The sequence below is a fragment of the Paraburkholderia sp. ZP32-5 genome (assembly GCF_021390495.1).
Taxonomy (GTDB): domain Bacteria; phylum Pseudomonadota; class Gammaproteobacteria; order Burkholderiales; family Burkholderiaceae; genus Paraburkholderia.
On record NZ_JAJEJP010000001.1, the window covers coordinates 2693071 to 2713048 of the forward strand.

General features: G+C 65.2%; 17 protein-coding genes and 1 tRNA gene. 8 read left to right on the plus strand and 10 right to left on the minus strand.

Translation table 11 applies throughout. From position 1 onward, the window contains the following. Positions 1–67: 67 nt before the first annotated feature. The 5 genes from L0U82_RS11400 to L0U82_RS11420 all read right to left on the minus strand — a co-directional run bounded on the left by L0U82_RS11400 (position 68) and on the right by L0U82_RS11420 (position 5768). Positions 68–445 carry a cupin domain-containing protein gene (locus tag L0U82_RS11400; RefSeq protein WP_233830978.1) on the minus strand — a complete coding sequence of 126 codons (378 nt, stop codon included), beginning with the start codon at positions 443–445 and terminating at the stop codon, positions 68–70. 19 nt (positions 446–464) lie between these two features. Next, a complete protein-coding gene (locus L0U82_RS11405; protein ID WP_233830980.1) occupies positions 465–1862 on the minus strand; it encodes an FAD-containing oxidoreductase in 1398 nt (465 codons plus the stop codon). 149 nt (positions 1863–2011) lie between these two features. After that, entirely contained in the window at positions 2012–2200 is a 189-nt protein-coding gene (locus L0U82_RS11410) for a hypothetical protein (protein WP_233830983.1), read from the minus strand. 185 nt (positions 2201–2385) lie between these two features. Continuing rightward, positions 2386–4701 (minus strand): putative bifunctional diguanylate cyclase/phosphodiesterase, encoded by a 2316-nt coding sequence (locus L0U82_RS11415; RefSeq protein WP_233830985.1) that lies wholly within the window; start codon positions 4699–4701, stop codon positions 2386–2388. A 245-nt stretch (positions 4702–4946) separates the two neighbouring features. Continuing rightward, positions 4947–5768 carry an SH3 domain-containing protein gene (locus tag L0U82_RS11420; protein ID WP_233830987.1) on the minus strand — a complete coding sequence of 274 codons (822 nt, stop codon included), beginning with the start codon at positions 5766–5768 and terminating at the stop codon, positions 4947–4949. Between the two features lie 332 nt (positions 5769–6100). Between L0U82_RS11420 and L0U82_RS11425 the strand changes: the two genes are divergently transcribed. Beyond that, a complete protein-coding gene (locus L0U82_RS11425) occupies positions 6101–6850 on the plus strand; it encodes an SDR family oxidoreductase (protein WP_233830989.1) in 750 nt (249 codons plus the stop codon). A 12-nt stretch (positions 6851–6862) separates the two neighbouring features. On the opposite strand, the gene L0U82_RS11430 is transcribed toward L0U82_RS11425, so the two are convergent. Both L0U82_RS11430 and L0U82_RS11435 read right to left on the minus strand, forming a co-directional pair. Continuing rightward, positions 6863–7222 (minus strand): ArsR family transcriptional regulator, encoded by a 360-nt coding sequence (locus L0U82_RS11430; protein ID WP_233830991.1) that lies wholly within the window; start codon positions 7220–7222, stop codon positions 6863–6865. A gap of 93 nt (positions 7223–7315) precedes the next feature. Continuing rightward, positions 7316–8758 carry an aminotransferase-like domain-containing protein gene (locus L0U82_RS11435; protein WP_233830993.1) on the minus strand — a complete coding sequence of 481 codons (1443 nt, stop codon included), beginning with the start codon at positions 8756–8758 and terminating at the stop codon, positions 7316–7318. A 154-nt stretch (positions 8759–8912) separates the two neighbouring features. Here L0U82_RS11435 and L0U82_RS11440 point away from each other — a divergent pair, with 154 nt between their 5' ends. Next, positions 8913–11249 carry an FdhF/YdeP family oxidoreductase gene (locus L0U82_RS11440; protein ID WP_233830995.1) on the plus strand — a complete coding sequence of 779 codons (2337 nt, stop codon included), beginning with the start codon at positions 8913–8915 and terminating at the stop codon, positions 11247–11249. 70 nt (positions 11250–11319) lie between these two features. On the opposite strand, the gene L0U82_RS11445 is transcribed toward L0U82_RS11440, so the two are convergent. The 3 genes from L0U82_RS11445 to L0U82_RS11455 form a co-directional block, all read right to left on the minus strand. Further along, entirely contained in the window at positions 11320–11823 is a 504-nt protein-coding gene (locus tag L0U82_RS11445; protein ID WP_233830997.1) for a M48 metallopeptidase family protein, read from the minus strand. Positions 11824–11895: 72 nt separating this feature from the next. After that, positions 11896–13107, minus strand: coding sequence for a transglycosylase SLT domain-containing protein (locus L0U82_RS11450; protein ID WP_442793612.1), 1212 nt, complete (start codon positions 13105–13107; stop codon positions 11896–11898). 267 nt (positions 13108–13374) lie between these two features. After that, positions 13375–13459: transfer RNA gene (locus tag L0U82_RS11455), tRNA-Leu, on the minus strand. A 194-nt stretch (positions 13460–13653) separates the two neighbouring features. Here L0U82_RS11455 and L0U82_RS11460 point away from each other — a divergent pair. The 6 genes from L0U82_RS11460 (at position 13654) to L0U82_RS11485 (ending at position 19853) form a co-directional block, all read left to right on the plus strand. Next, entirely contained in the window at positions 13654–14727 is a 1074-nt protein-coding gene (locus L0U82_RS11460; protein ID WP_233830999.1) for a LacI family DNA-binding transcriptional regulator, read from the plus strand. 291 nt (positions 14728–15018) lie between these two features. Beyond that, positions 15019–16101, plus strand: coding sequence for an ABC transporter substrate-binding protein (locus tag L0U82_RS11465; protein ID WP_233831001.1), 1083 nt, complete (start codon positions 15019–15021; stop codon positions 16099–16101). Next, complete coding sequence (locus L0U82_RS11470; RefSeq protein ID WP_233831003.1) at positions 16098–16922, plus strand: ABC transporter permease; 825 nt, start codon at positions 16098–16100, stop codon at positions 16920–16922. Before L0U82_RS11465 ends, L0U82_RS11470 begins: the two co-directional genes overlap by 4 nt. A gap of 50 nt (positions 16923–16972) precedes the next feature. Continuing rightward, positions 16973–17899, plus strand: coding sequence for an ABC transporter permease (locus L0U82_RS11475; RefSeq protein ID WP_233831005.1), 927 nt, complete (start codon positions 16973–16975; stop codon positions 17897–17899). Then, positions 17896–18975 (plus strand): ABC transporter ATP-binding protein, encoded by a 1080-nt coding sequence (locus tag L0U82_RS11480; RefSeq protein WP_233831007.1) that lies wholly within the window; start codon positions 17896–17898, stop codon positions 18973–18975. The genes L0U82_RS11475 and L0U82_RS11480 overlap by 4 nt, the downstream gene beginning before the upstream one ends. 53 nt (positions 18976–19028) lie before the next feature. Continuing rightward, a complete protein-coding gene (locus tag L0U82_RS11485) occupies positions 19029–19853 on the plus strand; it encodes a phosphodiesterase (protein WP_233831009.1) in 825 nt (274 codons plus the stop codon). Positions 19854–19978: the final 125 nt, after the last annotated feature.

A 19978-nucleotide genomic window follows, 5' to 3' on the forward strand; every position in this document is an offset into this window, starting at 1 on the left:
GATCACTCATCAGATACGCGCCCCCATGTGCTTTGAGCCGTCCGCCCTTCCGAACCTTCCGATCTCTCTAAACCTCACCACCAGGGTAATACACAGCGAGCCACACACTCGGCTCCGTCTCGCTCGTCCACGCAACGCGATGCCGACGATGCGCATCGATCAGCACGTGGTCACCTGGCTTCATCGGATGCAGTTCGGCCTCGCCCTCGAATTCGAGCGCCGCCGCGCCGCTCAGCAGCACGACCCACTCGGCGCGCGGACTGTCGTACCAGAAGCCAGGCGGACTCGCCTGCCCGGTCGAAACGATCCGCTCGATCGTCACGCCGCCCTGCTCGACGAACGTGTCGACGTGCTCGCCGGCCGCCGATGGCGACTGCGCGTCCAACGCCGCCACGGGCGCAAACAGATTGCCGCTCGTATAGCCGGATTTCATCGATCGTGTCATAGGGAGGCCACTGCGCCGCTCATTCCATCGGCTTGAGCCCATCGAGCAGCGTCGGCACGAGTTCGCTGATCGTCGGATGCACGTGCATCGCGTATTGCAAAGTCGGATACGGCGCGCCGGCCGTCATGATGTCGACAAACGTATGGATCGCTTCATCACCTTCGACGCCGTGAATCGCCGCGCCGAGAATCTGCTTGCTGTGCGCGTCGACCAGCGCCTTCATAAAGCCGTCGGTTTCGCCGCGCTCGCGCGCGCGGCCCACGCGCGACATCGGCATCGTCGCGATCAGCGCGTCGCGCCCGCTCGCGCGCACCTCCTCCTCCGACATGCCGACGCGCGCAAGTGGTGGATCGACGAACACCGCGTACGTCATGATCCGCGTGTCGACGCTGCGGCTCGCGCCATCGAGCAGATTGGCCGCGACGATCTGGTAGTCGTCATAGGACGTATGCGTGAATGCACCGCGCCCGTTGACGTCGCCGATCGCCCACACGCCCGGCACGCTGGTGCGCAACTGGCCGTCGACGGGGATCATGCCGTTCCGGTCGACCTCGATGCCGGCGGCGTCGAGACCGAGATCGTCGGTATTCGGCCTGCGGCCGGTCGCGAACAGCAGATGCGATGCTTCCATCGCCGGGATGTTCTGTTCGAAGCCGATGCACACGTCGTTCGCGCGATGTGGATGCGGCTCGACCCGCGTCGGTTGCACGCCGAAGTGGAACTCGATGCCTTCGCGCGCGAGCACCTTGCGCACCGACTCCGAGAAATCGGCATCCTCGCGATTGAGCACACGATCGCCGCGTACCAGCACGCTCACGCGGCTGCCGAAGCGGCGGAATATCTGCGCGAATTCGAGCGCGATATAACTGCCGCCGACGATCACCAGATGACCCGGCAATTGCGTCAGTTCGAGCAGCGTGGAGTTCGTGTAGTAAGCAATCCGCTGAAGTCCGTCGAGCGGCGGCACGACCGCGCGCGTGCCGGTGTTGATGAAGATTTCGTCGGCGCTGATTTCGTTCAGCAACTGCCCGTCGACGCTGCTCACGGCGAGCGTATGCGGGCCGATGAAACGCGCGTGGCCATTGAAGACCGTGATGTTCTGCGTACCGCGCAGCCATTTTTCGACGCCGCTGCGCGACTGTCCGATGATCCGGTCCTTGCGTGCCTTGACCGCCGCGAGATCGACGCTGACCGAGCCGACCTGCACGCCGAACTCGGCCGCATGACGCGCGACGTGCGCCGCGCGGGCACTCGCCACATACGATTTGGTCGGTGTACAGCCGACGTTCACGCAGGTCCCGCCGAAGTCTCTGCGTTCGATCACCGCCGTTTTGCGGCCGCTCTCGGCGAGGCGCACCGCAAGCGGCGAACCGCCTTGTCCGGTACCGATCACGACTGCGTCGAAGTGCTGTGGCATGGCAACTCTCCCGGGCTGGATGCAGGTCGTAGCATCTTACGCTTAGTGCCACGCGCCGCGATGGCCGCCGGGTGTTGCGAGAGGTGTTGCGGGGACTGCTGTGGCACGCACCGGCCCACAAAATGATTAGCCTTTCGACTTGCTGCCCGTTATTCGTGGCAATGCACCGCGCAGATCAATTCGCGCGAACGTTGCAGCGCGGCCTGTGCACCACGCGTTGCGAACACCCAGCCGACCTGGCCGAGATTGAAGTCCTGCGACACCATTACCTGCATCAACGCGACCATCGGCAGCACGACCGACGGCCGGTAAAGCTGATTCCTGATCAAGTCCGACATGACCACTCCCATCGCGCGGCACCGCTTCGGCACCGTCGCCTGTTACGTTTCGATGGGAGCATTCTAGGGAGCGCGCCGCCACGGATAAATAGCGGTAACGCGAAGTCACTTGTCCACCAATCCGAACAATCGAATTCGGCGTGGCGGCGCGTGGCGCAGGTCCCGTTCCGCCACGCCGCCGGCGCTCAGGACGCCTTCGCCATGCCGATCATCTGCGCGTCGTACAGGCTGCGTGCATACGCGCTCGCGCCGACCGGCCGGCTGTACAGATAACCCTGCTGCTTGTCGCAATCGATCGCGCGCAGAAACGCCGCCTGCTCGGCGGTCTCGACGCCTTCGGCGGTCACGTTCATGCCGAGTGAGTGCGCCATCGCGACGACCGCCTGCGTGATCGCGATCGAATCGCGATGATCGGGCAGGCCTGCGACGAACGAACGGTCGATCTTCAGGTTGTGCAGCGGAAAGCGCTTCAGATACGACAGCGACGAATAGCCGGTGCCGAAATCGTCGACGGAAATGCGCACGCCCATCGCGCTCAGCGCGCTCAGGATCGGCAGCACGGTGTCGCTGTCGCTCATCAGCAGCCGCTCGGTGATTTCGAGTTCGAGCGCGGCCGGCTCGAGCCCCGACTGCGCGAGACAGCGCTCGATGCGCTCGAGCAGCTTGTCGTTGAACTGCCGCGGCGACAGGTTCACCGCGACGATCAGATGCGGCGCGAGCGTGCGCCGCCATTGCGCGACCTGCTCGCACGCGTGTTCGAGCACCCAATCGCCGATTTCGACGATCAGCCCCGCGTCCTCCGCGACCGGAATGAATTCGCCCGGCGACACGTTGCCGAGTTCGCCGTTGTACCAGCGCAAAAGCGCCTCGGCGCCGATCGTGCGGCCGTTCTGGCTATCGACGATCGGCTGGTACACGAGGCTCAACTCGTCGCTGGCGAGCGCGCGCCGCAGCGACTGTTCGATCGTGAAGCGGCGCTGCAGATGCTGGTTCAGCTCGGCGGTGAAAAACTGGAAGTTGTTACGGCCGCGCTGCTTCGCGTGATACATCGCCGAATCGGCGTTGCGCATCAGCGTCGCGACGTCCTGGCCGTCTTCGGGGAACAGGCTAATGCCGATCGACGCGCCCAGGTAGTACTCGTTGCCGGCCACCGCGAACGGCACCGCCATCATGTCGAGGATGCGGTGCGCGAGGCCGATCAGCTCGCCGGTGTGCTGGTACGCGTTGACGACGATCACGAACTCGTCGCCGCCGACGCGCGCGAGCGTGTCGTTGCGCCCGACGCAGGCCGACAGACGCTCGGCGACGCTGCACAGCAACGCATCGCCGGCTTCGTGCCCGGCCGTATCGTTGACCTTCTTGAAGCCGTCGAGATCGACGAACAGCACGGCGACGCTCGCGAGGCCGCTCGTGCCGTCATCCACGTCGCGCGGCTGGAACAGGTCGCGCATCCGTTCGGTCAGATAGGCGCGGTTGTACAGACCGGTCAGCGAATCGCGCGTCGCCAGATATTTGAGCTGGCGCTGCGCCTCGCGTACCGGGCCGATATCGGAAAACGAAATTAGCACCGAGTCGGGTTTGGCCTCGCCGGGCCGCATGATCGGCACGACGTTCTCGGTGATCCACACGATATCCCCGCCGACCAGCTCGATGCCGATCGTCACGCCGAGCACCGGCTTGCCGCTCGTGAACACCTGCACGATCGGCAGGCGAGCGTCGTCGACCAGCGAGCCGTCTTCGTTGAACGCGCGCGTGATCACCGTTTCGATGCTGCGGCCGATGATCTTCGAGGTGGTGCGCAGCATGCGCTGCGCGCTCGGATTGCAGGCGAGCACCACGCCGGTGCGCGACTGCACGACGATGCCCTCGCTCAGATGATCGACCACCAGCCGATGGCGCTCCTCGCTGCGCGCGAGACGCTGCGCCATCGCGTCCTGATGCACGGCGAGACCGACGCTGCTGCCGATATCGCGCAGCATCGCTTCTTCTTCGGGGTTGGGACGGCGCACCGTGCGGTAATAGACGGCGAACGCGCCGAGCACGATGCCGGCGTCGTTTTCGAACGGCACCGACCAGCACGCGCGCAGGCCATACGGCAACGCCAGATGCCGGAAGTCGTCCCACAGAGGATCGGTGTCGATGTCATCGACGATCACGAGACGCCGCTCGTACATCGCGGTGCCGCACGAGCCGCTGCGCGGACCGATCTCCTGGCCGCTGATCGCCGCGCTGAACGCGGGCGGCAGCGACGGCGCGCTGCCGATCCGCACGTGCCGGCCATCGGGATCGAGCAGCAGGATCGAACAGGACGCGCCTTCGCCGAGCAGCGCCTCGGCGCGGCGGCATACCTCGGCCAGCAGTTCCGGCAGCGGCGTATTGCGAGTGATCAGCCGCAACACGCTGCGCTCCGACGCGAGTACTTCCTCGGCCCGTTCCGGCCGGTAGCGGGCGCTCTCAGGCCCGGCCCCTGTTGTGCCATCTGATGTCGCTTCGCAACTCATATATGCGCCCCCTGCCGCAACATCGGCAAGTTAGTGTACGCGGCGCACCGGGGTTTACGCCGACCCGGCGCCAAATATCTTAAAAATGACCGATCGCGGCCACAACAGGAGTGGCACGCGCGGTATCGGTGGACTCGGTACGACACGGGATGACCGCTCGCCAGGCCTGGCGAGCGCCGCGACCAAGCGGCGCCGGGACGGGCGAATGCGTGCGTGGACGTCCCGGCGTCAAGCTGCGTGGAGACTCAGTTGCCGCCGCCACCGGGGGGGCGTCCGCCACCGCCACCCTGGCCGCCGCCGTGCGAACCGCCGGAAGGACGGTTACCGCCTCCGCCGTGCTGGGAGCCGCCACCACCGCCGCCGCCCGGAGGACGACCGCCTCCACCGCCTTGCGAACCGCCGGGAGGACGACCGCCCGCATTACCCGGTGGCTGCCCGCCTGGCGGCCGGCCTCCCGCATTACCCGGCGGCTGTCCGCCCGGCGGACGGCCTCCTCCATGCCCCGGCTGTGACCCACCCGGCGGGCGGCCTCCCCCATGCCCCGGCTGCGAGCCACCCGGCGGCCGGCCACCGCCGTGCCCCGGCGGCGGTCCGCCCGGACGACCGGGTGACGGCCGCCAGCCCGGCGGCGGATGTCCGGCCCCCGGGCGCGGCGGCGGAGGCGGCCGATGGTGCGACCAGCGTGACTGCTGGCTGTACCAGGGGCGGCCGCGATAGTAGTTGCCCCAGTAATCGCCGATCGAAAACGCGAGAATCGGCAGACCGATCGTCGCGCCGTAGTTCAGCGGCACGTAGCCGCCCTGATACGGCGAACTCAGCCGAGATGCATACACCCAGCCGCGCAGATTCGGCGCGGCGACATCGCACCACTGGAAGTCGCCGAGGCAGCCCATCACCGTCAGCGGGACGCCGGCCGGCAATTGCGCGACGACCGGATAGTCGGATGCGGGACCCGCGCGCACGTTGACGCCGCTCGTCGTATAGGCCTGCGACTGGGCGCTAGCCACAGCGGGCAGCACCAACAATCCGGCGGCCAGCCAAAGACCCACCATGCTTTGTTGTTTCATTCTTTCTCCAGTTTCGGCGGCCACGTCCGATCCACCGCCCCACTTGTTTTCCACATGCTGCGACAGTTACATGACGGTCGTGCGAGCGCCGCACGGCCCGGTCCTACGTCAGCGGACGCCCGGCGGCGTCCTGGAACCCACTGTACTGGAAAGCGCGGCGGCAAGTCATCCATCTGCCGCGTATGTCGGCGCGGCGCACGCATTGGCGCAACGTCGCCGTTCGCAACACATTCGAGAACTTCGAACGAGTTCGTCGGAAAAATGGTACGACAACGCGGTCATCGGCGCGCATCATCCTTTACATCAACCCTCAACTCTGACGGAGAAATGCAATGACCCGCTTCCAAAACACTTCGGTTCTCGTCACCGGCGGCAGCAGCGGCATCGGCTTCGCCGCGGCGCAAGCTTTTGCACGCGAAGGCGCGCGCGTGATCATCACCGGCCGCGACGCCGATGCGCTCGAGACTGCCAAGGCCGCGCTCGGCGCCAACGCGATCGCGATCCGCAACGAAGCGGGCTCGCTCGCCGCGGCACGCGACCTGGCTGCCGCGCTGGGCGCGCAAGGCGTGCGGCTCGATGCGGTGTTCATCAACGCGGGCATCGCGAAGCTCGCGCCGTTCACCGACATCGACGAAGCACTATGGGACGCAACCTTCGACACCAACGTCAAAGGCCCGTACTTCCAGATTCAGGCGTTGCTGCCACTGTTGAACCGCGGTGCGTCGATCATCCTGAACGGCTCGATCAATGCGCACATCGGCATGCCGGCGTCGTCGGTGTATGCGGCGAGCAAGGCGGCGCTGATTTCGTTCGCGAAGACGCTGTCGGCGGAATTGCTGCCGCAAGGCGTGCGGGTCAATGTCGTGAGCCCCGGCCCGGTGCATACGCCGCTTTACGGCAAGCTCGGATTCGACAGCGCCACGCTCGACGCGACCGCCGCGCAGATCATGAGCCAGGTGCCGCTCGGCCGCTTCGGCAAGCCGGAGGAAATCGCCGCGACCGTGCTGCATCTGGCCGCGCCGGAATCGGCGTTTATCGTCGGCACGGAGATCATCGCCGACGGCGGAATGAGCCAGCTGTAAGGCGGTTTCGTTTCAGTGCAGGCGCGGCGGGGGTGTGGTGTCAGCGTTGCTGTCGTTGGCTTCGTCGTTGGCTTCGTCGTTGCCCGCTTCACTACCCGCCTCACCGCCCTCTTCGTCACCGAACAGTTCCGCGCAGAGTCCTGTGCCCAGTTCGGTCAGGCTGGCGCTGCCGGTGCCGTCTTCGTTGAGCGCGGTGCTCACGAGACCGGCGCCCGTCAGCGCCGCCAGTTGCCGCCGCAAGCTGCTCATCGGCACGGCCGACTGCTTCGACAGCTTCGCCAGCGACCACGTGCGCTGCGGCGTTTCGCGATGCGCGCGCCACAGTTGCGCAAGTATCGCGGCGAGCTGCGGGTCGATATCGTCGTCATCCATTGCTGTCTCCTTGTTCGAGTGTGTCATTCGCGGCTGCCGGCGCGGTTTGGCGGCGGTTGTTTCGTCTCGCCGGTAGCGCTCTCGCCTCTAACCTCACGCCATCTCCGTCGCCAACTCGCCTAGCGTTTTCAGCGCCGCCTCCGCTTGCGCGGTCCACGGATAGCTGTAGTTGAGCCGGATGAAGTGGCGAAACGCATCGCGTGCCGAAAACATCGTGCCCGGCCCCACGGTGATGCCGCGCGCCAGTGCGGCCTGATAGAGCCGCATCGAATCGATCCGCGCCGGCAGTTCGACCCACAGCACGTAGCCGCCTTGCGGCGTCGACACGCGCGTGCCGACCGGAAAAAAGCGCAGCACCAGCGCGCTCATGATGCGCGCCTGCTGCCGGTACACCTTGCGCACATGCCGCAGATGACGGTCGTAGCCGTCCTGGCGCAGATAATCGGCGAGCGCGACCTGCGGCACCGAGGGCGTCGTCAGCGTATTCAGGAACTTCAGCTTTTCGAGCTGCGCGCGATAACGCCCTGGCAGCGCCCAGCCGATCCGGTACGACGCAGTCAGGCTCTTCGAAAACGACGCGCAATGCAGCACGAGCCCTTTCGTATCGAAGGTCTTCAGCGTCGACGGGCGTGTGTCGCCGAAATACAGCTCCTGGTACACGTCGTTTTCGATCGCCGGAATGTCGTGCGCGGCGAGCAGTTCGACCAGTTGCCGCTTGCGCTCGTCGGACATCTGGAAGCCGAGCGGATTCTGGAAATTCGGCATCACCATGCACGCGGCGATCTTCTGCCGCTCGATCACCTTCGCGAGTGCATCGATGTCGATGCCGTCGACCGGATGGGTCGCGACTTCGATCGCGCGCATGCCGAGCCGCTCGATCGCGTGCAGCATCGCGTAGTAGGTCGGCGATTCGACGGCGACCGTATCGCCCGGCTTCGCGACCGCCTGCAGGCTCAGATTGATCGCCTCGGTCGCGCCGAGCGTGATGACGATCTCGCCCGGATCGACCGGCAGTCCGTTTTCCGCGTAGCGCCGCGCGATCTGGCGGATCAGTTCGGGGTTGCCCGGCGGCAGATCGTCGATCAGGTTCCAGCTCGCGTGACGGCGCGCGATCGCGTTCGCGTACTGGTTGATGCGCCGCCACGGGAACAGCGACGGATCGGGATACGGTGAGCCGAACGGCACCGCGTCGTGCGCGCGGATGCTACGCAGCGTCGACAGCACGAGCCGGCTCACGTCGACCGTCGCGGGCACCGGTGGCGGTGGCGCGGACTTGCGCGCTGACTTGTGTGCGGACTGCGGCGCGGCGGGCGCAAGCGCCTTCGCGGCCGCGTCGCGCACGAAGTAGCCCGACTGCGGCCGCGTCTCGACGATGCCGCGGCTCTCCAGCAGCGCGTACGCGTGCAGCACCGTCTTGATGCTGACGCCGTGCTGCTGGCTCGCCTGACGCACCGACGCGATCCGCTCGCCGGCCGCGAACACGCCGCGGCGCACGGCTTCGGTGATTTCGTCGGCGAGCTTTTCGTAGAGCTTCACGGGTGTCGGTGATATCGGGCTGGTTCAGGCGGAAGTGGTGTGCAACTGTACTCCTCTTCTTTCCATTTTTCTGTATCCAGCGCGCATTTGGGAACACAGTACCCTGACTGGCATCGGCTAATCAGGCCTCTCCAGTTTTGCCCATCGCCACGCCATGAAGAAGAACGAAGTCCGCGCCGAACCGCGCATCGAACCGTACAAGCACCCGGCCGCCGGCTGGGGCGCGCTCAAATACGTCGCCGTCAACCTGCTGAAGGAAAAGGTCGCGGGCGGCAACTACCGCACGCTGCTCAAACAGAACCAGCCCGACGGCTTCGACTGCCCCGGCTGCGCGTGGCCGGATCGCGAGCACGCGTCGACGTTCGAATTCTGCGAAAACGGCGTCAAGGCGGTGGCCGCCGAGGCGACCAGCAAGCGCGTGACGCCCGCGTTCTTCGAGCAGCACAGCGTCGCCGAATTGATGACGCAATCCGACTTCGAACTCGAGCAGCACGGCCGCCTGACCGATCCGCTCGTCTACGACGCCGCGCGCGACCGCTACGTGCCGATCGGCTGGGACGACGCGTTCGAGCTGATCGCGGAGCATCTGAAACGTCTCGACGATCCGGATCGCGCCGCGTTCTACACGTCGGGCCGCGCGAGCAACGAAGCCGCGTTCCTGTACCAGTTGTTCGTGCGCATGTACGGCACCAACAATTTCCCTGACTGTTCGAACATGTGCCACGAGGCGACCAGCCGCGGTCTGCCGCATACGGTCGGCATCGGCAAGGGCACGGTCACGCTCGACGACTTCGAACACGCGGACACGCTGCTGATCTTCGGCCAGAACCCGGCCACCAACCATCCGCGCATGCTCGGCGAGTTGCGCGAATGCGCGAAGCGCGGCGCGACGATCGTCTCGATCAATCCGCTGAAAGAACGCGGGCTCGAGCGCTTCGCGAGCCCGCAGCACCCGGTCGAAATGCTGACGATGGGCAGCACAAAAATCAGTTCGGTGTTCATTCGCCCGAAAGTCGGCGGCGATTTCGCGCTGATCAAGGGCGTCGCCAAGCGCGTGCTCGAACTCGACGACGAAGCGCTTGCATCGGGTCTCGAACGTGTGCTCGACGTCGAGTTCATCGCCGAGCATACGGTCGGCTTCGACGCGTTTGCCGACGATCTGCGCGCCGAGCGCTGGGACACGATCGTCGCCGAAGCGGGCGTGACCTTCGACGACGTGCTGCAACTCGCCGACATCTACGTGCGTGGCCGCGCGGTGATCTCGACGTGGGGCATGGGTCTGACGCAGCACAAAAACTCGGTGGCAACCGTGCAGCTGCTGTCGAACCTGATGATGATGCGCGGCAATATCGGCCGGCGCGGCGCGGGGCTGTGCCCGGTGCGCGGCCACTCGAACGTGCAGGGCGACCGCACGGTCGGCATCGAGGAAAGGCCGACTCAGGCGTTTCTCGACAAGCTCGGCGCGGCCTACGATTTCGAACCGCCGCGCGAACACGGGCTCGATGTCGTCAACACGATTCAGGCGATGCTCGACGGCAAGGTCAAGGTGTTCATCGGCCTCGGCGGCAACTTCTCGATCGCGACGCCGGACACACCGCGCACGTGGGACGCGATGCGCGCGTGCGACCTGACCGTGCACGTGACGACGAAGCTCAATCGCAGCCACCTCGTGCACGGCCGCGACGCGCTGATCCTGCCGACGCTCGGCCGCACCGAGATCGATCTGCAGAACGGCGTCGCGCAAGGCGTCAGCGTCGAGGACTCGATGAGCATGGTGCACATCTCGTACGGGATGAACACACCGGCGTCGACCAATCTGCTGTCGGAAATCGCGATCGTCGCGCGCATGGCGCACGCAACGCTCGGCAGCGGCAAGGTCGACTGGCTCGCGCACGCGGCCGACTATGCGCTGATTCGCGACGGCATCGCGAAGGTGATCGACGGTTTCGCGGACTACAACGAACGGTTGAAGAAGCCGGGCGGCTTTCACCTTGGCGTCGCGTCGCGCGATCGCGTGTGGAAAACGCCGAGCGGCAAGGCACAGTTCATCGCGCACGCGATCGCGCTCGATACGCCGATTCATCAGGCGAAGAAGCAATACGGCGAACGGCTGATGACGCTGATGACCACGCGCTCGCACGACCAGTACAACACGACGATTTACGGGCTCGACGATCGCTATCGCGGCGTATATGGGCAGCGGCGTGTGCTGTTCGCCAATCCGGACGACCTCGCGATGCTCGGTTTCGCGGCCGGTCAGCGCGTCGATATCACGAGCGTGTGGGCCGATGGCATCCAGCGTCGCGTGGATGGCTTTCTGCTGGTCGAATACGACATTCCGCGCGGCTGCCTCGGTGCGTACTATCCGGAGACGAATCCGCTAGTGCCGCTTTCGTCGGTGGCGGACGGCGCGGGTACGCCGACGTCGAAGTCGATTCCGGTGCTGTTGACGGCATCGGTAGTGGAGGCTGTGGAAGCAGTGGCCGCCTGAAACCTGCCGGTTAAGAAGGTTAGGATTAGCGTTTGACAATGACCGCCTGCCGACGCGCTTCCCGCGTGTTTCAGGCGGTTTTCTTCGTCAGATCACGGTGCGTCAGATAGAGGCGCAGATCGAACTCGATCTGGTGGTAGCCCGGCTGCATGAACTCGCACAAACGATAAAACGCCTTGTTGTGATCGCTCTCTTTCAGATGCGCGAGTTCATGCACGACGATCATCTTCAGAAACTCCGGTGCCGCGGACTTGAATAGCGACGCGACACGGATTTCCTTTTTCGCTTTCAGCTTGCCGCCCTGCACGCGCGAAATGCTGGTGTGCAGACCGAGCGCGTGACGCATGACGTCGAGCTTGCTGTCGTAAGTCACCTTGTCGATCTGCTCCGCGTTGCGCAGATGTTCGCGCTTCAATTCCGCGCAGTACTCGTAGAGCGCGCGATCGGTTTGCACGTCGTGCGTGTGCGGGTATTTTTTGGCGATGTACGCGGCGAGCTGATCGGTGGCGATCAGCGTTTGCACTTTTTCCTGCAATGGTGCGGGATAGCCGGTCAGGTATTTCAGCGAGGACATGGAAGACGGGGACGGCTGACTTAAGGGATGCGTTGCTACAGCAGTGCATCTACGTTTGGGCGCCGCGTGGGGTCACTGTGTGACGTACCACAGCGCGCTTGTTCCGGGCGAAGCTGCCTGTGACTTGGCTGCCGGAGTCTGGCCGGGGTCTGTTTGCGGTGCCGCTGGTGGCGCGCCCGGCGGCGAAGCCTGAGTCGTCCCCGCGGTCACCTGCGGCGCAGGCAATGTCGCTGCAGGTACTTTGGCCGACGAGGAAGCCCCGACATACCAAAGCGCGTCCGTCGATGGCACGGATGCCCCACGCGCGGCATCGGGCTTCGAATCAGGCTTCAGCGCAGCAAGCGCCTCGGCCGCCGATGCCGCCGTGCCCGGCACCTTCACAGTCGCCGCTCCGGCTGATCCGCTCACGGCGGTCTTTTGCGCAACAGCTTCAGCCGAGCCGATCTGGAAGATCAGCTTGCGCTCCGGCGACGAAATGATTGCATACGGCGGTTGTGCTTCCCAGCGCAGTACGACGCGTCCGTGTGGCGTATCCGCGAAGATGGCCGGCACGCGCTTCAGGTCGCCGAACTGGACATAGACTTTGGTCCCATCGTCGAATACCTGCACGGGTTTAGCGGCGTCCGCACCTGCGATGGTCCAACCGAAGTTATAGGCGCCCGGCGTCGCCGACGAAATCGCGGAAGCCGCATTTGCCGAAGCGGGCGCGGTTGGTGCCCCATGCGGAGCGCCCACTTTGACCTGGTTCACCTGCAGGGTCGCGAACGGGCTATAGGTCTGCGGCGGGACAAATGACGGCGGAAGAATGGGCATCGGCGAATCCGGCGAGTTAGCGATGGCTTGCGCGGTAGCGTACACCTTGCGGGCATAGGCGAGCCGCTTCTCGGGCGACGCTGCGTTATAGGCGCCGATCGCGCTCCACGTCGGGCCGTACTGGCGGATATTCTCCGACAGTATCCATGCGCCCACATAGGCATTCGTACATGGATCGAACAGGCTCTGCTCCGAAATGCCTTCGCGAGCGAGCCGCGGCAGCCACGAGCTGTTGATCTGCATGAGACCGATATCAACCGTTCCATCGCTGTTGCGGTTGATGACGTCGGTTTGCGTACCCGATTCGACCTGGGCAATCGCACGCATCAGACCGACGTTCACGTGCTGAAACGATGCCGCATCGTCGATGCAGTCGGCCCAGGCCATCGCGGGGATGGCACTCGTCACCGCGATCTGTATCAGACGCCAGCGCAAACAACGGATCAGTAAGGCAGATTTTTGACGCTGCATGATTTTATTGGCCCGTGCGCGTCGTGAGTATTCGCGTCGCGTTTCCCGACATGCTTCGCTTCTCCGAGATCAACATCTACCGCCGGCTTCCCCGCGCGCGGAGTTTCCTGCTTCTCGCGCAACCGGCAGTGTAACGCCCGGACAGACGCTGGACCCCACGGACCGCTCATTCGCACGAACACACTGGAACATCCAGCCAACAAAAAACCCGCCAGATATCTGTTCGTGGCGGGTTTGTCGATTTTCTCCGAACTGGCGGAATACTGCTGGTGCCGGGGACCGGACTCGAACCGGCAAGCCGTGAAGCGGCGGATTTTAAGTCCGCTATGTTTACCAATTTCATCACCCCGGCAGGGGCGTCATCGCGCGTGGTCGCGAATTCTACCACTGCGTCGCAAGCACCCCAAAAACCGCGCATTCGCCGCCAGACAGGCGGATCGTCGCTGCCCTCCCCGCTCGCTTTCAACCTCTCGCAACAGTCATCCCCAAGTCACAAACGTTCACGATAATCCGCTCACCGAAAACGTTTACAACGGAACGGCAACGATGACGCCGACCATCAAGGATGTCGCCGCCCACGCGGGCTTTTCCATCGCCACGGTCTCGCGCGCGCTTAATGCGCCGCACACCGTGAACCCCGTCACGCTCGACAAGGTGCGGCAATCGATCGACGCGCTGAACTTCCGTCCGAGCCCGCTCGGCCGGCAGTTGCGCGGCGAACGCTCGCGCCTCATTGGCGTGATCCTGCCGACGCTCGCCAATCCGGTGTTCGCCGAATGCCTGCAAGGCATCGACGATCTCGCGTCCGCGCAAGGCTACCGGCTGATGCTGATGACCACGCAGTACGACGTCGAGCGCGAACGTCACGCGATCGAAACGCTGCGCGAGCATCGCGTCGAAGGTCTGATCCTGACCGTCGCCGATGCCGACACGCATCCGCTGCTCGACGAACTCGACCGCGCGGGCCTGCTCTACGTGCTGATGCATAACGACACGGTGCGGCGTCCGTCGGTATCGGTCGACAATCGCCTCGCCGCATACGACGGCGTGCGCCGTCTGATCGCGCACGGCCATCGCCGCATCCTGATGCTGGCCGGCTCGTTCGCCGCGTCGGACCGCGCGCGTCAGCGGCATCTCGGCTATACGCAGGCGATGCAGCAGGCCGGGCTCACGCCCGCGCCCGCGCTCGAAGTCGATTTCAATGCGGAAGAACTGGCGCCGTCCGTGCTCGCGCATCTGACCCACGGCGCGAACCGCCCAACCGCGCTCTTTTGCAGCAACGATCTGCTCGCGATGGTCGTGATGCGCGGGCTGCGTCGCGCGCGTCTGAAGATTCCGCAGGACATGTCGATTCTCGGCTTCGATGGCCTCGCGATGAGCGAACTGCTGTCGCCGCCGCTCGCCACCATCTGCGCGCCGAATCGCGACATCGGCTGCGCGGCCTGGCAGCGGCTGCGCGCGCGCATCGGCGGCGATTACGACGCGTGCGGCGAGACCTCGCTTGCGTTGACGTTGCCGCACAGCGTGCGCGAAGGCGAGACGATCGCGGCACTTGCGGATCGCCTCGACATGTCATCGGCTAACGGCATCGCGCCGGCTGCGGAAAAACCTTGCGCATGAAGCCATGCGGCCGCACGCATGTATGCATGCACGGATGCATCAGCGCATGCGCGGCGCGAGCGGCGACACGTTCTACATGAAACATATGAGCCGCACGAACGTCATGCGGCGCGATACCGACGCTACACATAAATCAGGTACGCAAGTACGACGCACGCGAAATACACAAAGCACACGAAACTCAACGGGCATCTGAAACGTAACCCCAATCGCACGCGCTACCCGAATCACGCCGACAACCCAGTCAACTCCAAACCACCACCCGCCCTTTTCCTTACCTGGAGACCCGCAGTGATCCGCTCAACCCCACGCCTGGCATCTTCGCTAAAACCACTCTGGCAAAAACTCACGCTCGCCGCGGCAACCGTGCTGCCGGCCGGCCTGATCGTCGCGGGCGCCGCGTTCGCGACGCTCGCGCCGCAAGCCGCGCACGCCGACGAAACCGCGATCTGCTACAACTGCCCGCCCGAATGGGCCGACTGGGCGAGCCAGATCAAGGCGATCCAGCAGAAGACCGGTATTCGCGTGCCGTTCGACAACAAGAACTCGGGCCAGGCGATCGCGCAGATGATGGCCGAGCAGAAGAGCCCGGTCGCGGACGTCGTCTATCTCGGCGTGTCGTCGGCGTTCCAGGCGAAGGACAAGGGTGTGATCCAGCCGTACAAGCCCGCGCACTGGAACGACATCCCCGCTGATCTGAAGGACCCGCAGGGCTACTGGTTCACGATCCATTCGGGCACGCTCGGCTTCTTCGTCAACAAGGATGCGCTCGAAGGCAAGCCGGTGCCGCGTTCATGGGCTGATCTGCTGAAGCCCGAATACAAAGGGATGATCGGCTACCTCGATCCGTCGAGCGCGTTCGTCGGTTATGCGGGCGCGGTCGCGGTGAATCAGGCACTCGGCGGCACGCTCGATAACTTCGAACCGGGCCTCGACTGGTTCAGGAAGCTGAAGGCCAACGCGCCGATCGTGCCGAAGCAGACCGCGTACGCGCGCGTGCTGTCCGGTGAAATTCCGATCCTGCTCGACTACGATTTCGACGCCTATCGCGCGAAATACAAGGATCATGCAAACGTCGAATTCGTGATTCCGCAGGAAGGCACGATCTCGGTGCCGTACGTGATGAGCCTCGTGAAGGGCGCGCCGCACGAAGCGAACGGCAAGAAGGTGCTCGATTTCGTGCTGTCCGACGAAGGCCAGAAGCTGTGGGCGGAAGCGTATCTGCGGCCGGTGCGCGCGAGCGCGATGAGCCCGGACATCGCCGCGAAATTCCTGCCCGCGAGCGACTATGCGCGCGCCAAGGCAGTCGACTTCGCGAAGATGGCGGACAAGCAATCGGCCTTCGGCGAGCGCTATCTTCAGGTGATGCATTGAACGACGTCACGTTCCCGCTGCGCTGGCGTATCGCATTACTCGCGCCGGCGCTGGCGGTGTTCATCGCGTTCTGGCTGCTGCCGATGGGTGCGCTCGCGCAGCTGTCGGCCGACGGTCACGCGTTGTCGACCTATCGCGCGATGCTGACCAATCCGCGCTATATGTCGAGCCTCGGCGCGACCGTCGTGCTGTCGGCGGCGGTCACCGCGGCCACGCTGGTGTTGTCGGTGATCGCGGGGCTGCTGCTCGCGCGCCGCGAGTTCGCGTTAAAGCGCACGCTGCTCGCGCTGCTGACGTTTCCGCTCGCATTTCCGGGCGTGGTGGTCGGCTTCATGGTGATCATGCTCGCCGGACGGCAGGGGTTGATCGGCGCGCTGTCGCTGAAACTCACCGGCGATCGCTGGGTGTTCGCGTATTCGATGAGCGGACTCTTTCTCGGCTACCTGTATTTCTCGATTCCGCGTGTGATCGTCACCGTGATGGCGTCGGCGACCAAGCTCGATGCTTCGCTCGAAGAAGCCGCGCGTTCGCTCGGCGCATCGCCGTGGCGGATCATGCGCGACATCGTGCTGCCCGCGCTATCGCCAGGGCTGATCGCAGCGGGCGCGGTGTGCTTCGCGACCGCGATGGGCGCATTCGGCACCGCGTTCACGCTCGCCACCGACATCGACGTGCTGCCGATGACCATCTACACCGAGTTCACGCTGAACGCGAACATGGTGACGGCCGCGGGTCTGTCGATCGTGCTCGGCATCGTCACGTGGGCGGTGCTCGCGCTGGCGCGCAGCGCGAGCGGCTCCGCCGTGGCGGCCAGCGCATGAGTGCCGCGTCGCGCGGTTCGGACACCGGCAAGCAGAACGACACTCGCTCCATGAACTCGATCACTGGCTCTTCATCGCCCTCCTCGCCCTCTTCACCTTCACAACCGGCGGCAGGCCCGCGCGCGCGGCGCGCATGGCCGTCAACGCGCGCGTGGCTCGCGGCCGGTCAATGGCTCGTCACGCTGCTGTTGTGCGCGTTCCTGATCGTGCCGGTCGTGATGTCGATCGTGGCGGGGCTGACGGTCAACTACTTCAAGGGCGTATCGAGCGGCCTCACGCTGCGCTGGCTGATCGACGTGTGGACGCAGTATCACGACTCGGTGTGGCTGTCGCTCGAAGTCGCGGCGATTACGCTCGTCATCACGCTGCTGACCGGCGTGCCCGCCGGCTACGTACTCGCGCGCAGCAAGACGCGTTTCGCGCGCCTCGTCGAGGAGTTTCTCGTGCTGCCGATCGCGCTGCCCGGCCTCGCATCGGCGCTCGCGCTGCTGGTGATCTACGGCGGCTTCACCGCGTTCCGGATGAGCTCGATGTTTATCGTGGTCGGCCATGTGGTGTTCACGCTGCCGTTCATGGTGCGCGCGGTCGCGGCAGTCTGCGCGAGCAGCGATCTGCGCACGCTCGAAGAAGGCGCAGCGAGCCTCGGCGCGAGCTTCTTCACGCGCTTCATCACGATCGTGCTGCCGAACGCACGGCCCGGCATCGTCGCGGGGGCGCTCGCGGTGCTGACGCTGTCGATCGGCGAATTCAACCTGACGTGGATGCTGCACACGCCCGATACGAAGACGCTGCCGGTCGGTCTCGCCGACACCTATGCGTCGATGCGCATCGAGATCGGCAGCGCGTACACGATCCTGTTTTTCATCATGACGATGCCGCTGCTCGTCGCGATGCAATGGCTCGGCGTCGACGCGACCGGCCAGCGCAGCGCGTCGAAAAAGGCCGCCCCTTCCACGACCTCCGACGACACGCGATGAAACTGACTTCGGTGCCCATCACGCTCACGCAGTGCGCGAAGACGTTTCGCGGCACGCGCGTACTCGAACCGCTCGACCTCGCGATCGGCGCGGGCGAAACGCTGGTGCTGCTCGGGCCATCCGGCTGCGGCAAGACGACGACGCTGCGGCTGATCGCCGGCCTCGAAACACCGGACGCGGGTGGCCGCATCGCATTCGGCGACGACGACGTGACCGCGCTGCCGATCGAAAAGCGCGCGGTCGGCATGGTGTTCCAGAGCTATGCACTGTTTCCGAATCTGACGGTGCGCGGCAACATCGGTTACGGACTTAAAATCCGCCGCACGCCGGCCGCGCTCGCGCGCCAGCGCGTCGACGAACTGCTCGGCATGATGCGGCTCACCGCGCACGCGGACAAACCGATCGATCAACTGTCGGGCGGCCAGCGGCAACGCGTGGCGCTGGCGCGCGCGCTCGCGGTGCAGCCGCGGGTGCTGCTGCTCGACGAACCGCTGACCGCGCTCGATGCGCGTCTGCGCGATACGCTGCGCGGCGAAATGAATGCGCTGTTGCGCGAGCTTGGCATCACGACTGTCTACGTGACGCACGATCAGGCCGAGGCGATGGAACTGGGCGACCGCATCGTCGTGATGAGCGCGGGGCGCATCGAGCAGATCGGCTCGCCGCGCGACATCTACTATCGGCCAGCGAATCGCACGGTCGCGCAGTTCGTCGGCACGATCAACCGGCTCGCGGGCGAGCGGCGCGACGGCATGCTGACGACGACCGGCGGCGCGGTGCCGTTGCCCGCACATGGCGCTATGCATGCAGCGGCAAACACCGCGGCAAGCACCGCGGCCGACGGCCCGCACGAGATCTTCTTCCGCCCCGAAGACGCACGGCTCACCGACCCCGCGAGCGCGCAGTTGCGCGGTCAGATCGAAAGCACCGCGTTTCTCGGCGAACGCACCCGTCTGACGATCGGCGGCGCGGCGCCGGAGCCGCTCGTCGTCGACGTCGCGGGCCGGATCGAACTGGCACGTGGTACGGCGGTCGGCATCTCGATCGAGCAAGACGCGCTCATTGCACTATCTTAGTAAGAACAGCAGCGCCGGCTCCCGGCGCTTATGCCTCCCCCAAAGGACTTCCCATGCTGCTGGCTCAAATTAGCGACCTGCATATCAAGCGGCCCGGCGTGCTCGCCTATCGCCGCGTCGATACCGCCGCCTATCTCGCGCGCTGCGTCGCCGCGCTCAATGCGCTGGTGCCGCGCCCGGACGCGGTGATCATGACCGGCGACCTCGTCGATCAGGGCGACCCGCAACAGTACGAACATCTGAAAGCACTGCTCGCGCCGCTCGATATCCCCTACTTCCCGATGGTCGGCAATCACGACGCACGCGACGCATTGCGCGCGACCTTTGCCGAACGCACGGAATTGCAGGGCGACAGCGAGTTCGTGCAATACGCGTTCGACGTAGGTCCGCTGCGCGTAATCGCGCTCGATTCGCTGATCCCCGGCGCAAGCGGCGGCACGCTGTGCGATACGCGCCTCGCGTGGCTCGCGCAGCAGCTCGACGCGGCGCGCGGCAAGCCGGTCGTGGTCGCGCTGCATCATCCGCCGTTCGTCAGTGGCGTCGGCCATATGGATGAGATACGTCTCGACCCAGCGGCGTCGGACAAACTTGCGGCGCTGATCAGCGCGCATCCGAACGTCGAACGGGTGATCTGCGGACATGTGCACCGCTCGATGTTCATGCGCTTCGGCGGCACGATCGCAAGCGCGATTCCGGCGCCCGCGCATCAGGTCGCGCTCGACCTGCGCGACGATGCGCCGTCGGAATTCGTGATGGAGCCGCCCGCATACGCGTTGCATCGCTACGATCCGGCGACGGGCATCGTCACGCATCTGGCCTATGTTGACGCGGCAGACGGTCCGTATCCTTTTTATGACGATGATGGGTTGATCGACTGACGGGAATGGCCCGGCTGTCGGGCCTCGCCGTGAAAGGAGAATGGCAGGGTTGCGCCGCAGCGCGCGAACCTGCAAGAACCGCCTTGCTCCGGTATGATCGGCACGCTTGAGGACCGCGCATGGGC

Bases quoted from the DNA above. Each gene is read 5' to 3' on its own strand.
- L0U82_RS11400 (WP_233830978.1), bottom strand. From the start codon at position 445: ATGACACGATCGATGAAATCCGGCTATACGAGCGGCAATCTGTTTGCG.
- L0U82_RS11405 (WP_233830980.1), bottom strand. From the start codon at position 1,862: ATGCCACAGCACTTCGACGCAGTCGTGATCGGTACCGGACAAGGCGGT.
- L0U82_RS11410 (WP_233830983.1), bottom strand. From the start codon at position 2,200: ATGTCGGACTTGATCAGGAATCAGCTTTACCGGCCGTCGGTCGTGCTG.
- L0U82_RS11415 (WP_233830985.1), bottom strand. From the start codon at position 4,701: ATGAGTTGCGAAGCGACATCAGATGGCACAACAGGGGCCGGGCCTGAG.
- L0U82_RS11420 (WP_233830987.1), bottom strand. From the start codon at position 5,768: ATGAAACAACAAAGCATGGTGGGTCTTTGGCTGGCCGCCGGATTGTTG.
- L0U82_RS11425 (WP_233830989.1), top strand. From the start codon at position 6,101: ATGACCCGCTTCCAAAACACTTCGGTTCTCGTCACCGGCGGCAGCAGC.
- L0U82_RS11430 (WP_233830991.1), bottom strand. From the start codon at position 7,222: ATGGATGACGACGATATCGACCCGCAGCTCGCCGCGATACTTGCGCAA.
- L0U82_RS11440 (WP_233830995.1), top strand. From the start codon at position 8,913: ATGAAGAAGAACGAAGTCCGCGCCGAACCGCGCATCGAACCGTACAAG.
- L0U82_RS11445 (WP_233830997.1), bottom strand. From the start codon at position 11,823: ATGTCCTCGCTGAAATACCTGACCGGCTATCCCGCACCATTGCAGGAA.
- L0U82_RS11450 (WP_442793612.1), bottom strand. From the start codon at position 13,107: ATGCAGCGTCAAAAATCTGCCTTACTGATCCGTTGTTTGCGCTGGCGT.
- L0U82_RS11460 (WP_233830999.1), top strand. From the start codon at position 13,654: ATGACGCCGACCATCAAGGATGTCGCCGCCCACGCGGGCTTTTCCATC.
- L0U82_RS11475 (WP_233831005.1), top strand. From the start codon at position 16,973: ATGAACTCGATCACTGGCTCTTCATCGCCCTCCTCGCCCTCTTCACCT.
- L0U82_RS11480 (WP_233831007.1), top strand. From the start codon at position 17,896: ATGAAACTGACTTCGGTGCCCATCACGCTCACGCAGTGCGCGAAGACG.
- L0U82_RS11485 (WP_233831009.1), top strand. From the start codon at position 19,029: ATGCTGCTGGCTCAAATTAGCGACCTGCATATCAAGCGGCCCGGCGTG.